This is a genomic window from Vibrio sp. A1-1 (assembly GCF_021728175.1).
Taxonomy (GTDB): Bacteria; Pseudomonadota; Gammaproteobacteria; order Enterobacterales; family Vibrionaceae; genus Vibrio; species Vibrio diabolicus.
Genome location: NZ_JAKKCL010000026.1, coordinates 1 through 13,444, shown reverse-complemented (window position 1 = coordinate 13,444; position 13,444 = coordinate 1). Strand labels below are relative to the sequence as shown.

Below are 13,444 nucleotides of genomic sequence, written 5' to 3'. Positions count from 1 at the left end.
GACAAATATACACGCCTTACTTACATTGGAAAATACTAAATTACACTGATTTACGCTTTCGCAAAGCTCGAGTGCCAGTTCTTCCCTGCTTTTGTAAACAGAACGACCAACGCAGGTAATAGAACCCACATATGAATTGCGATCAGTGTTTGAGGCTCCAAAGATAAACGCTGCAACGTACCAACCAACAAACCAGAGCCACTCATTTGGAACAACCCAAGCAGTGCCGCAGCAGTACCCGCTTTGTCACCAAACGGTTCCAATGCTTTCCCTGCCGCTGCACCCAGAATGAATGCAAAACCCACTGACGACATGAAAATAGGTAGCATGAAAGAAAGCGCGGTATTCTGACCATTCATCACTAGCATGATCACACCTGCGAGGCCCAGAGTTGAGATCCCGGTGACCAAGGTGTTGTGCGTGCCAACGCGCTCCATAAACTTAGGCGCCAACATACATGCCGCAATGTTTATCACCGCATTCACACCAAACCAGAAAGTGAATTCATTCATCGACAGCCCCATCCCCGTCATCAATACCGACGGTGCTGAGGTAACGTAAGCAAGAATAACCGCCATAGCCATCAAGCATAATGACGCATGGAAAACAAAAGATGGCGTACTAAGCACTGCCCAATAACGGCTGAGCTTAAACACGGCTTGCTTTTCCGTTGACAGGTTAGTCTCTTTCATCATGAAAAACATCAATGATCCAGACACCACAGCAAAACCCGCCATAAAGCTAAAGTTAGCACGCCAGTCAAATTGCTGAGTTAACCAACTACCTAGAATTGGAGCTAATGCCGGAATAAAACAAATCGCGCCGTTAAGATAGCTGATCATTTTGCCGCTTTTTTCCGGGCCAAAGATATCGCGAACTGTTGCAAAGGCTGCTACCGATGTCGCACACGCACCTAAGCCTTGTAGCAGTCGGGAAACCAACATCCATTCAATATTTTGAGCACTCCACGCCAATAAAGCGCTCATCGCATAGATAGTGATACCGCCCAATGCAACAGTTCGACGTCCGAGTTTATCTGCCAAAGGGCCAGCAAACAGTTGCCCGACACCCATCGCAAATAAGAACCAAGTGATCGTGTCTTGTGCTAGCGCATTATCGACCTGAAAAGTGGAAGCAATAAGAGGTAAAGCAGGTAGATAAATATCAATCGCAAGAGGACTGAAAAGAACCAAAAGGGTCAATAACGCCATCTGTTTTTTACTATTAGAAAACTGGCTAGGCACACAACACTCCGAATTGGATAAAGAACTTTGGATAGAGCTTAATCATCTGATGATATGAATGGAAATGATGTATAATCATGAGCATTATTCCTTAGAGGAAATTCACCGTGAACGTCGAAAAACTGGTTCGTATCGATTTAAATCTATTGGTCTGTTTTAAAGTTTTGATAGAAGAGTTAAATGTCACCCGAGCCGCCCACCGACTATGCTTGAGTCAGTCTGCCGTGAGTAAGTCCTTAGCGAAATTACGTATCCAATTTGATGATCCCCTGTTCACCCGAAACTCGCATGGATTAACACCAACACCGCGCGCTTTGTTTCTTAAACCTAAACTGGATCTGTTGATAAACCAGTTAGAAGTACTGACTCAACCAGAAGAGTTCTCTCCACAAAGTAGCGAATACCGTTTTCAAATAGCAGCGGTTGAAAGTGTTTACCCTCTGATTCTACCTCATTTCTTACCGGCGATTTTTCAGCAAGCCCCTGGGGTAACGATCAGCACTCACCCTTGGTCCGATAATACTTTTAAAATGCTGCAACGTGGCGAGCTAGACTTAGGCTTAACTGGAAAAGATATCGATATTAATGATGCCAAGCTGACTCTGCTGCCACCCGATGACATATGCGAACTGGAAATTTATCGAGATCACCAGATGTGTATTATTCGCAAAAATCACCCAGCATTAAAACAGCCTTGGAACCTCGAAGCGTATCTCGCCCTGCGTCACGTACAAGTGCGTTGTGACGGCAACGACCGTTGGCTGTTAGATTATCGCCTTGCCGATATTGGAGCCGACCGCGATATTGCCGTCACCGTTCCGGACTTTAATAGTGCCGCAAGTTTATGTTCCTACACTGACTTTATTTTTACCGCCCCAAGCCATTTTGTGCAGCTCGCTGCTAAACAGCTTGATTTGGTCGTACTACCACTCCCGCTAGAATTTCCACCTATGGCTTACACTTTATTCTGGCACCGAGACAGAGAAAACGACCCTGCATTGGGTTGGCTACGTACGATGATCACACAAAAAACCGATCACCTTAGATAAAAATACCGCTCTCAGTTTGCGCTTAGCGGGTAAAATGAGTAGCTTAACTGTCGAAGTCCTTTTTGGCTCATCTATGGCCTAGTTGTACTCCGACTCAACCTAAGTCATTGCAAACTTGCGTTGATCATAAACTGCATGAAGCAGAAGGAAACAGCTCCCACACCTGAGCATGAAGGAGCGGTAATTTGAAGGAATAAAACAGATGCACAACGAAACTCTCAGCCGCGTGAATGCGATTCGCGAATGGCTTATACAACATAATATTAATGCCCTACTGGTTCCGCACGAGGACGAGTATTTGGGTGAATACGTCCCAGCGCACAACGAGCGCTTACATTGGTTAACAGGCTTTACTGGTTCTGCTGGTGCTGCGGTAATCACCAAAGACAAAGCCGCTATCTTTGTTGATGGCCGCTATACCGTTCAAGTCACCAAACAAGTCCCTGGTGACCTATTTGAATATCGTCACCTTATTGAAGAACCAGCTTTAGATTGGGTTCTAGACAACCTGCCAACAAACGCATCTGTCGCAATTGATCCTCGTATGCACAGCTCAGCTTGGCTAGACATGGCACAAGCTAAACTGGCTGGAAAGCTTGAGCTAAATATTCTGACCAACAACCCAATTGATGAGTTGTGGCATGACCGCCCAGCGCCTGTTGTCTCTGATGTTCGCCTGATGCCAACAGAAGCCGTCGGTCAATCAAGTGAGAGTAAGCGTCAAGAGATCGCCCAACTGGTAAAAAAAGCGGGAGCAGATAGCGCTGTGATCACAGCATTAGATTCTATTTGTTGGCTGCTGAATGTACGTGGTTTGGATGTATCACGCCTACCAGTTCTGCTTTCTCACGCGATTCTGCACTCAGATTCAAGCGTGGAATACTTCCTCGAACCTGCTCGTCTACCTGCTGATTTTGACGCTCACGTAGGCACCGGTGTGACCGTTCACCACCCAGAAGCACTTCAATCTCGCCTTGAAGCCATGACAGGTAAAAAGGTATTAGTTGACCCTGCAATCAGTAACGCTTGGTTTAAGCTAGTACTACAAAACTCTGGTGCGTCCGTGATTGCAGCAGCAGACCCATGTCTGATGCCAAAAGCGGCGAAGAACTCGGTTGAAATTGCCGGTATGAAGGCGTGTCATATCCGCGATGGCGTGGCAATGAGCAAGTTCCTATGTTGGTTAGATGCGGAAGTTGCTGCTGGTAACCTGCATGACGAAGCGACATTAGCAGACAAACTGGAAGCATTTCGTAGCGAAGACCCTACGCTAATGGATCTCAGCTTCGATACCATTTCAGCCGCGGGCGGCAACGCGGCCATGTGTCACTACAATCACGAGAACCAACCTGAACCTGGTAAGTTAGAACTGAACACGCTTTACCTTGTGGACTCAGGCGGTCAGTACCTCGATGGCACTACCGACATCACGCGTACTATCGCGATTGGTCAACCTTCTTCAGAAATGAAGAAGCAATTTACGTTGGCGCTGAAAGGTCATACTGGCGTTGCTCGAGCTCGTTTCCCGAAAGGCACACGTGGTTATCAAATCGATACTCTAGCTCGTCAGCACCTATGGGCGGAAGGTTACGATTACGATCACGGTACTGGTCACGGTGTTGGTCACTTCCTAAGTGTTCATGAAGGTCCAGCGAGCATTTCGAAAAAGCAAATCGACGTGCCTCTAACAGAAGGTATGGTGCTATCCAACGAGCCAGGTTACTACCGTGCAGATGCGTTTGGTATCCGTATTGAAAACCTAGAGCTTGTTGTTGAAACACCAACTAACGGTGACTTCCCTGTTCTGTCATTTGAGTCACTAACACGCTGCCCAATCGACAAACGCAACATCAATGTTGATATGTTAACTCGTCCAGAACTTGCTTGGCTGAATGATTACCATCAGAAAGTATGGGATGAGATCAGCCCGCTAGTTGAAGGTGATGTGAAAGAGTGGCTTCGTCAAGCAACGCTACCTGTAGCACACAGCTAGAAGCTAGAAGCTAGAAAAAATAGAGAGTTGATGTTTTGCATCAACCCTCTTTCTTTTCCTATGTTTCACGTGAAACATAACGATGGTCAGTGGCTTTATTTGTTGCTTATCCAGAATACGCCGAGTGCCAATCTCGCCATACAGGGTCAAAGCCTTTGGCTCGAATCATATCTTCCACAGAACCAGCACTTCGCTCATCACTGATCTCAAACTGCTCGAGCTCAACATCATCCATCGCATAACCACCCGGCTGAGTTTTCGATGCAGCAGACATACTGGTGATGCCTAACGGCAATGCGTTGTCTCTAAACTTCGGTGACTCACGCGTCGATAACGACAACTCCACTTCTGGATTCAACAAACGATAAGCGCAAATCAACTGAACAAGCTGTTTATCCGTCATGACTGATTTGGGTTGGAGCGCGCCCTCACAAGGACGTAAACGTGGGAAAGAAATTGAGTAACGAGTCTGCCAATACGTGCGCTCAAGATAGTCCAAGTGCGCTGCCACATAAAAACAATCTGTTCGCCACTCTTCCAACCCTATTAAAGCACCAATACCGATCTTATCGATGCCCGCCTTTGCAAGACGATCGGGAGTATCCAATCGGTATTCGAAATCCATCTTATTGCCACGTAAATGGTGCTCAGCATAAGTCGAAGGATGATACGTTTCTTGATAAACCATCACCGCATCCAAACCCAATGTCTTTAGCTCTGCGTATTCGTCTTGATCTAGCGGCTGCACTTCCATCGCCAAATAATTAAAGCGTTGCTTAATCATCGGTACCATTTCGCGGAAGTATTTCATGCCCACTTTGGTTTCGTGTTCGCCAGTCACCAGCAATACGCTATCGAACTTCATGCGTTTAATGGCTTCAACTTCTGCAGCCACTTCGTCCCTATTCAAGGTACGACGCTTGATCTTGTTCTCCATCGAGAAGCCACAATAAGTACAAGCATTGGCGCACAAATTAGAAAGGTACAATGGAATGTAAAGCGACATGGTATTACCAAACCGCTTGCGAGTTGCTGAGTATGACAGCTGAGCCATTTGCTCTAAATATGCTTCAGCCGCTGGTGAAATTAGCGCTTTAAAGTCTTCCAAATCACGCTTGGGTTTATTCAATGCTCGCTCGACATCTTGTGCCGTTTTCGCGTAGATCGACATCGAAATGTCATCCCAATTCAGCTGCTTAAATTGTTCAACGAAGCTCATGTTTTCCTCGCTTAATAGCTAAACCAATCTAGGATTAAAGCTCATCTAGGAATGACGTCAGTGGACTCGACGCAACCGCATGAGAAACCTTACCCGCAAGTCCGGCTTCATAAGCCATACGCCCCGACTCTACCGCCAACTTAAATGCCTTCGCTATCGCAACGGGATCGCTCGAAGCTGCAATCGCGGTATTGACGAGCACGGCATCCGCGCCCATTTCCATCGCACGCGCGGCATGTGAAGGAGCACCGATACCCGCATCCACAACCACAGGAACATTAGCTTGGTCGATGATGATCTCTAGGAAATCGTGAGAAACTATCCCTTTGTTAGAACCGATCGGCGCACCTAATGGCATGACCGCAGCACAACCTACTTCTTCCAGTCGTTTACATAGAACCGGGTCAGCATGACAATAAGGAAGCACAATGAAACCTTCACGAACCAGTTGCTCAGCGGCTGCTAGTGTCTCAATAGGATCGGGCATCAAGTACTTCGGGTCTGGGTGAATTTCCAGTTTTAGCCAGTTAGTCCCCAACGCTTCTCGCGCCAGTTGTGCAGCAAACACAGCATCTTTAGCATTCTTTGCACCTGAGGTGTTCGGCAATAAGTTCACACCCGCTTGTACTAGCGGCAGCAAAATATCGTCTTGTTGGTCGTTCACATCCACACGCTTCAACGCCATGGTCGCAAGTTGAGATCCCGACACTTGAATCGCTTCTGCCATTAATCGGCTGTTGGCAAACTTCCCTGTTCCCGTGAACAGTCTTGATTCGAATTGTTTATCACCAATTTTAAGCATCGACTTTAACCCCCTGCGATCGCTTGAAACAAAGAGATGCTATCTCCCTGTGAAAGAACTGTGCTAGCCCACTCACTGCGCGGCACAACATTGTTATTAATTGCAAAAACACAGCCCATTTCAGGCAGCGCAAATTGACTAATGATTTGCTGTAGATTCGACTCACTGGCAACTTGATGTGACTGGTCATTGATGACAATAGTGATCACATCTAAGTCAGCAGCGGTCATTTGTGTTGTTTGTTGTTCTGATAACGTCATTGCTTCCAACTCTCTTAACTCTGCCCATTACTCGTAAGCTAAATCTGAGCACACACTTGGCACTGTTTGTCTTTGCTTATCGCCATGGTTTGCCATTGCAGCTTCAATCCATCGAACAGGTGTAACTTGGCAGTCTCGACATGAAACTTTCCCGTCGCCAGTTTTTGAATTGCCGCTATCGCTTGGTAGTTGCCAAGTGTGCCCACCACCGGACCGACGACACCGCTCTCACTGCACTTTTGCGTTTGCGGTAATTCGTCGAACGGATACAAACAGCGGTAACAGGCTTTACTCTGCGCTTCTTGTTCACTTGGTGTTTGGTAATCAAAGACAGCGAATTGTCCTTGCCAACCAATTGCCGCTGCTGAAATGAGTGGCGTATTTTGCACGAAACAAACTTGGTTAATGAGCTGGCGCGTTGGCATGTTATCGGTGCAGTCGAGCACCACATCCGCTAGCATCACCTCAAGCTGCAGCTGTGCTTTGTCTAATCGCTTATTGAGAGCACGAACTTGGACCATAGAATTAAGTTCAGTGAGTTGCTTTACAGTCGCTTCTGTTTTCGCAACTTGGAGGTCTTGTTCACGATAAATGATCTGACGCTGTAGGTTACTGCTATCAACTTCATCGTCATCGACCACAACCAATTTACCAACACCCGCTGATGCCAAGTACAAACTCGCTGCGCTCCCTAACCCACCACAACCGATGATCAGCACATGCGATTTGCTCAAACGCTCTTGCCCAATTTCGGCAATTTCAGGCAGAGCGAGTTGGCGCTGATAGCGAAGGAACTGCTTATCCGTGAGCATGCTCGCCTCTCTTGGTATCCGCCAATTCATTATTCTGATCAGTAAACGTTAGCTGTCTTTCCTTCATCAGTTGTGCGAAGAACTCGATGACGGACTGAGGTGATTCTGCCAACGTAATAGCACGCACAACTGCCAAACTAGAGACGCCCGTGCGCCAAACTTGGGCTGCATTAGATTGGTCAATACCACCAATCGCGACCGTCGGAAAGCCAAGCACATTGTCACTAACTGATTTATCTTTTGAAGGAAGGAAAGCAGCCTCTGTATTTATATAAGGAATGCTATCAATCATTTTTTGATACAGTGCCAAGCGCACCAAACCTTGTGGTTTCGATGGCATCTGTTTTGTGGTGGTTGGGAAAATATGCCCTAGCGCGATGTAGCTAGGATGAATTTGTACGATGCGCAGTAGTTCGTAATAACCATGCGTAGAAAGACCAAGACGAATGCCGGCTTTGGTTAGCTGAGCCAAATTCGACTCTTCTATGTCTTCTTGTCCTAGGTGAACGCCATAAGCGCCATGCTTGATTGCCAACTGCCAATAGTCATTGATGAACACTTGAGCTTGATACTTACGACCTAGCTCAATTGCTCGAATGATCTGTTGTTCCAAATCGGCTTGTTGTGGGTTCTTGATTCGTAGTTGAATGGTGTTGATGCCTAGTGGCAGTAAACGCTCAATCCAAGCAACGTCATCAATGACTGGGTAGAGCCCTAGACTTTGCTTAGTTAGAGTTGGAAAGCTAACGCTCTCACCTTGTGCAGACCAACCAACTTGAATACCTAGTCGGTTATCCTCCAGTACAGGTGTGGGGAAATCATCAAATTGGTCAGCCCACTGAGTAGTTCGCTCTCCGTCGAAGTTGTCATTCAACAGTGTTTCACGTGAAACATTCGCTTGTTGAGTTAGCATTCCTCGAGCAAGTGTTAACGCGTCTTCGATAGGAAAATCGAGTACTGTCAGCGTCACTATCCAAGCAAGGTGATGTTCGGGATAGAACATTGCGTTGAATTTGGACTTAACGGAAAGCGCTCTCACTTCGTCGTTAAAGGGGTGACGCCAGATATCAAGCTGATGCACTTTCTCCTTTTTATCGGAAACCTGAGTATCAGCAATACCAATGTAAATCGCTTTCGACGGTTGCTTTGCGCACGCTTCTACCGATAAAGAAGAGTGGTAATAGAGCGTAAATGAACACTCGCGATAAGAGTCATCACCATCAATAAGATCAGTCGTTATATGTGTAGTCTGTTGGTCGCGAACAAGCTGAATAGATTGAGTTGGGCTCACACCCAACTCAATGTCTTCAATGCTAAAACCCTGTTCTTTCGCCAACAACAAACATTGCTGAACTAAACCTGTTAGTTCAATCAATGATGACGGAATAAGGATTTTGCTCATTAATCACTTACCTCGGCATGTGCTGCTGGGTGGTATAACTCAGAACCTGACTCTCTAAATTCTTGCGATTTCTGACGCATCCCCTCAAGAGGATCATCAAGCATTTTGATCGAGATAGCTTGGTCCGCGGCAACTTGCTTAGTGTCTTTCGCGTACTCTCGTACCTCTTGCGAAATCTTCATCGAGCAGAACTTTGGTCCACACATCGAACAAAAGTGAGCAACTTTTCCAGACTCTTGAGGCAAGGTTTCATCATGGAAAGCGCGAGCGGTTTCTGGGTCGAGTGACAAGTTGAATTGGTCTTCCCAGCGGAATTCAAAACGTGCTTTAGAAAGCGCGTTATCACGAACTTGTGCGCCAGGGTGCCCTTTAGCCAAATCAGCAGCGTGAGCAGCAAGCTTGTAAGTGATCATGCCTACCTTCACGTCTTCTTTGTTTGGTAAGCCAAGATGCTCTTTAGGTGTTACGTAACAAAGCATCGCACAGCCATACCAGCCAATCATGGCAGCGCCAATACCTGACGTAATATGGTCGTAACCAGGAGCGACGTCTGTCGTCAGTGGACCAAGGGTGTAGAACGGAGCTTCATGGCAGTGCTCTAGCTGCTCTTCCATGTTCTCTTTGATCATGTGCATTGGAACATGGCCAGGACCTTCGATAATGACCTGTACGTCGTATTCCCACGCAACCTTAGTCAACTCGCCAAGGGTACGAAGCTCCGCAAATTGCGCTTCATCGTTAGCATCGGCAACCGAACCAGGGCGCAGACCATCACCGAGAGAAAGTGCAACATCATACTTGGCACAGATTTCACAGATCTCTCGGAAGTGGGTATATAAGAAGCTTTCTTGGTGATGTGCTAAACACCATTTCGCGATGATAGAACCACCACGAGAGACGATGCCGGTAACGCGTTTTGCTGTCATTGGTACATAGCGCAGTAGTAAGCCAGCATGGATAGTGAAGTAATCAACACCCTGCTCTGCTTGCTCAATCAGAGTATCACGCATCACTTCCCAGTTAAGGTTTTCCGCAACACCATTCACTTTCTCAAGCGCTTGGTACATAGGTACGGTACCGATCGGAACCGGGCTGTTACGCAGAATCCATTCTCGAGTTTCATGAATATTGCGACCTGTGGAGAGATCCATAACAGTATCGCCACCCCAGCGTGTCGCCCACACTAGCTTCTCAACCTCTTCCTCAATCGAAGACGTCACCGATGAGTTACCAATATTGGCGTTTACTTTGACCAAAAAGTTACGTCCAATGATCATTGGTTCGGATTCTGGGTGGTTGATATTAGAAGGGATAATAGCGCGACCTTCGGCAACTTCTTTGCGAACAAACTCGGCGGTAATGTCTTTTGGAAGATTCGCTCCAAAGCTTTGACCAGGATGCTGTTGATTCAGTACATCATCACGGTACTTGGCACGACCCATGTTTTCACGCAGCGCGATGAATTCCATTTCTGGGGTAATAATGCCTTTGCGAGCATAGTGCAGCTGAGTGACGCACTGCCCATCCTTAGCGCGTCGAATACGTGGCAGGTTACCGTAACGCAGGTCGTCTAACGTCTCATCCTCTAAACGTTCTTTAGTGTATACCGAGCTTACTTCATCAAGTAACTCTGTGTCACCGCGCTCTTCAATCCAGCTTTCTCTTAGCTTTGGTAGGCCACTATAAAGGTCTATGGTGTGTTCTGGGTCTGTGTATACACCAGAGGTATCGTAAACGCGTACTGGCTCATTAGGCTCGAAGATTGGCGATTCTTTTGTGCCACCAATCAGACTATCTGCTAGCGCTATTTCACGCATAGGTACACGAACATCTGGACGTGAACCTTCTACATATACTTTTGTGGAATTTGGGTACGGCTGTACCGAGAGTGTTTCAATGAACTGTTTTGCTTCCAGTCTCGCTTGTTTGCGACTCGACATAGCATTTTTCCTTGCTTTGTTATACTAGATAAAAAGTAATTGGATAAAAATGCTTGGCGGATAGATGCGACAAGAGGAGTCAAATTAAGGCTAAATAAAGCTTAAGTAATTTGCCTGTAACAACATTCGACTATTTGATAGGTCAACCAGAAAGAACTCCGGTATAAATATCTTCTCTTGTTCCCTTCGCAGATTCTAATCTGATCAGGTTCAACGGATCCCGAATTAACGGTCTCAGCCTTATGGCACTCCGACAAGTGATATCAGTATATAAAAACGGCCTGGTTAAACCAAGCCGACCTGTTTAATTTTTAACTACTTTGCTAGCTGCGCATCAATAATTGGAAACCGATCCACGCAGCAGAGATGCTCAGCACCACATTTAATAAAATATTTAACCCCATCTTAAAAAATGCACCTTGCTGCATAAGCAAAACATTATCCATAGAAAAGGTGGAAAACGTCGTCAGTGCCCCTAAAAAGCCTAAACCAATCACTTGTCGCCAAGGTTCTGTTGCCAACAGTTCATTGTCGAACGCAGCAATCAACAAGCCCATGATAAATGAACCAACCACATTAACAGTTAGCGTACCGTATGGAAAACCACGCCCCAATAAAATGACACACAGTTCAGATATCAAGTAACGAGAACACGCACCGAAAGCACCACCTAGTGCAATAAAACCAAGAATGGAAAACTGCCCCATAATTCCCCCCAACACTATTGATGACGATATTGTAACCAAAACTAAAGCAATATTGATGGTGAAATTTTAGAATTCGACAACGTATTGCATTTAAAACACGCTGAGATTAAAAAAGTTACAGGAGTCACTTTACTTCAATATACCCCATCAAACCGGTTTTCATGTGCTCAATAACATGGCAGTGATACATCCAACGTCCAGGGTTGTTAGCAACAAAGGCAGCTTTGGCACTGCCATTTTTTCCAAGTAAAACCGTATCGGTATGGAACGGTTCGTCGAGTTTCTTTCCATCTAACTCAAGAACAGTAAATGTATGCCCATGAAGATGAATAGGATGATGATATTGAGTAACGTTCTTCAAATTGAAGATATAGGTTTTTCCAAGTTCCAATTTTGAAAGTGGTGCTGGGATATTATCTTTACTCATTCCCTCCCAAGCTCGTTTGTTCATCAGCCAGAATTTAGGTATCGCTTTGCCCGATTTATCGGCAGGAGTGATCGCCCCCTCCCATTCAAACACATAATCGATTTGCTCCGCATTTTCCAAATCAAGATCAGGCACAGGGTTGAGAGGCAATAAAGGCAGTTTCTTGTTGCTTGGCAGGTCAGACTCAACAACTTCAAACTCACACAAAGAGAATGGAAAGCGCCCTTTCATTTGACGCACATAAACACGCTCTCCAGCCTTCGGAGCAAGCAATCCGATATCCAACCTCATTCCCGGACCAATTTTGTGTTGAGTGAGCCTATAAGGCGTTTTAACTGGATTGCCATCGATAGCAATAACCCAAGCCTCTGTGCCTTCAATCGCGATCGGATAGGTAATGGTGTTATCGACATTAGCAATTCTTAATCGCGTAGCCGCGTTCTGCTTCAGCGTATAAACAGGCTCATGAATACCATTGACACTACTCCACTCTCCTGGCGTTCCCATACGTGCACTCAAGCGCGGCACCATTAGATTCTTCCACTGTCCTTGCTTGTCTAAATGCCAATGCTTGAGGACGACTTCATGCTCTTCATCAAACTGAACAGGCTCAGCCTCTTCAACAATTATTAGCCCAACCAACCCCATACCAAGCTGCTTAACGCTGTTCATGTGTGGGTGATACCAAAACGTACCTGCATCTGGCGGAATAAACTCATACGTAAAAGTCTCTCCGGGCATGATAGGAGCCTGGCTTAAAAACGGAACTCCATCCATTTCAATAGGAATCCTCAAGCCATGCCAATGAATCGTCGTCGGCTCTGATAGCTTATTGATGAAATTGATTGTTACCTTTTCCCCTTGTCGGCAACGAATTATAGGTGCAGGTATACGCCCATTAAAAGCTAATACCTCAGTATTGAAACCGGGCACTAGTTCAGCCGCAGAAGGCTCTGCAGTGATATCGTATATATACTGCCCCTGCTTATTAGTACTCCTAGATAGAGAACATGCAGGTAGAACAGTAAGCGCGGAGATCGCTAAGGATGATTGAAGGAAGCGTCGACGAGATATATCCATACATAGTTACCCATTAATCCAGATCGGTTGAGTGTAACTAAATATAAATAATGATTCTCATTTATTGCTAACATTTCGGAGCACTTGGTTATAACGACTAGTCTAATAGGTTGGTGAGTTCGAGTAGCTAATAAATACTTACAAAGAGCAGCAGGCAGCAAAAAGTCATATAGGTGGGATGAGAGGACACATGCATAGTGGCAAGCAGATACAAAAAAGGCTCTGACCTAAGTCAGAGCCTTGATATATGGCAGGGGTGGAGAGATTCGAACTCCCAACACGCGGATTTGGAATCCGCTGCTCTGCCAATTGGAGCTACACCCCTGTAGAATTCTTATATTCTAGATTTGACAAAACCTCGCATGGGCGAGGTTGTCGATATTAAGTGGCGGAGTGGACGGGACTCGAACCCGCGACCCCCGGCGTGACAGGCCGGTATTCTAACCAACTGAACTACCACTCCGCAGTGGTATCACTCGCTTGTAATCAGCAAGTGTCCAAAATTTAAA

Annotated in this window: 11 protein-coding genes, 2 tRNA genes and 1 riboswitch; of the genes, 2 read left to right on the top strand and 11 right to left on the bottom strand. The window is 46.1% G+C overall.

The window, feature by feature from the left end; all coding sequences use genetic code 11:
- Positions 1-50: 50 nt before the first annotated feature.
- Positions 51-1,244 (bottom strand): multidrug effflux MFS transporter, encoded by a 1,194-nt coding sequence (locus L3V30_RS22800; RefSeq protein WP_237309978.1) that lies wholly within the window; start codon positions 1,242-1,244, stop codon positions 51-53.
- A 107-nt stretch (positions 1,245-1,351) separates the two neighbouring features.
- Here L3V30_RS22800 and L3V30_RS22795 point away from each other — a divergent pair, with 107 nt between their 5' ends.
- Together L3V30_RS22795 and L3V30_RS22790 are read left to right on the top strand one after the other, a co-directional pair.
- On the top strand, positions 1,352-2,293 hold the full coding sequence (locus L3V30_RS22795) for a LysR family transcriptional regulator (RefSeq protein ID WP_237309977.1): 942 nt from the start codon (positions 1,352-1,354) through the stop codon (positions 2,291-2,293).
- Positions 2,294-2,495: 202 nt separating this feature from the next.
- Positions 2,496-4,286 carry an aminopeptidase P family protein gene (locus L3V30_RS22790; protein ID WP_237309976.1) on the top strand — a complete coding sequence of 597 codons (1,791 nt, stop codon included), beginning with the start codon at positions 2,496-2,498 and terminating at the stop codon, positions 4,284-4,286.
- Positions 4,287-4,392: 106 nt separating this feature from the next.
- Here the strand turns inward: L3V30_RS22790 and thiH are convergent, their stop codons facing one another.
- From thiH to L3V30_RS22740, 10 genes are all read right to left on the bottom strand, one after another.
- Positions 4,393-5,505, bottom strand: a complete 1,113-nt coding sequence (thiH, locus tag L3V30_RS22785; RefSeq protein WP_237285420.1) for a 2-iminoacetate synthase ThiH — start codon at positions 5,503-5,505, stop codon at positions 4,393-4,395.
- A 34-nt stretch (positions 5,506-5,539) separates the two neighbouring features.
- Positions 5,540-6,307, bottom strand: coding sequence for a thiazole synthase (locus L3V30_RS22780; RefSeq protein ID WP_085344601.1), 768 nt, complete (start codon positions 6,305-6,307; stop codon positions 5,540-5,542).
- Positions 6,308-6,312: 5 nt separating this feature from the next.
- Complete coding sequence (gene thiS, locus L3V30_RS22775) at positions 6,313-6,567, bottom strand: sulfur carrier protein ThiS (protein WP_005378804.1); 255 nt, start codon at positions 6,565-6,567, stop codon at positions 6,313-6,315.
- Between the two features lie 38 nt (positions 6,568-6,605).
- Positions 6,606-7,379, bottom strand: coding sequence for a HesA/MoeB/ThiF family protein (locus L3V30_RS22770; RefSeq protein WP_085344600.1), 774 nt, complete (start codon positions 7,377-7,379; stop codon positions 6,606-6,608).
- Positions 7,366-8,781 carry a thiamine phosphate synthase gene (locus L3V30_RS22765; RefSeq protein WP_237309975.1) on the bottom strand — a complete coding sequence of 472 codons (1,416 nt, stop codon included), beginning with the start codon at positions 8,779-8,781 and terminating at the stop codon, positions 7,366-7,368. Before L3V30_RS22765 ends, L3V30_RS22770 begins: the two co-directional genes overlap by 14 nt.
- Positions 8,781-10,721, bottom strand: a complete 1,941-nt coding sequence (thiC, locus tag L3V30_RS22760; RefSeq protein ID WP_237309974.1) for a phosphomethylpyrimidine synthase ThiC — start codon at positions 10,719-10,721, stop codon at positions 8,781-8,783. The genes L3V30_RS22765 and thiC overlap by 1 nt, the downstream gene beginning before the upstream one ends.
- A gap of 164 nt (positions 10,722-10,885) precedes the next feature.
- Positions 10,886-10,984, bottom strand: a riboswitch (TPP riboswitch).
- A 60-nt stretch (positions 10,985-11,044) separates the two neighbouring features.
- Positions 11,045-11,428 (bottom strand): fluoride efflux transporter CrcB, encoded by a 384-nt coding sequence (gene crcB / locus L3V30_RS22755; RefSeq protein ID WP_005397071.1) that lies wholly within the window; start codon positions 11,426-11,428, stop codon positions 11,045-11,047.
- A 124-nt stretch (positions 11,429-11,552) separates the two neighbouring features.
- Entirely contained in the window at positions 11,553-12,935 is a 1,383-nt protein-coding gene (locus tag L3V30_RS22750; RefSeq protein WP_237309973.1) for a multicopper oxidase family protein, read from the bottom strand.
- Between the two features lie 248 nt (positions 12,936-13,183).
- A tRNA-Trp gene (locus L3V30_RS22745) sits at positions 13,184-13,260 on the bottom strand.
- Between the two features lie 61 nt (positions 13,261-13,321).
- Positions 13,322-13,398: transfer RNA gene (locus tag L3V30_RS22740), tRNA-Asp, on the bottom strand.
- Positions 13,399-13,444: the final 46 nt, after the last annotated feature.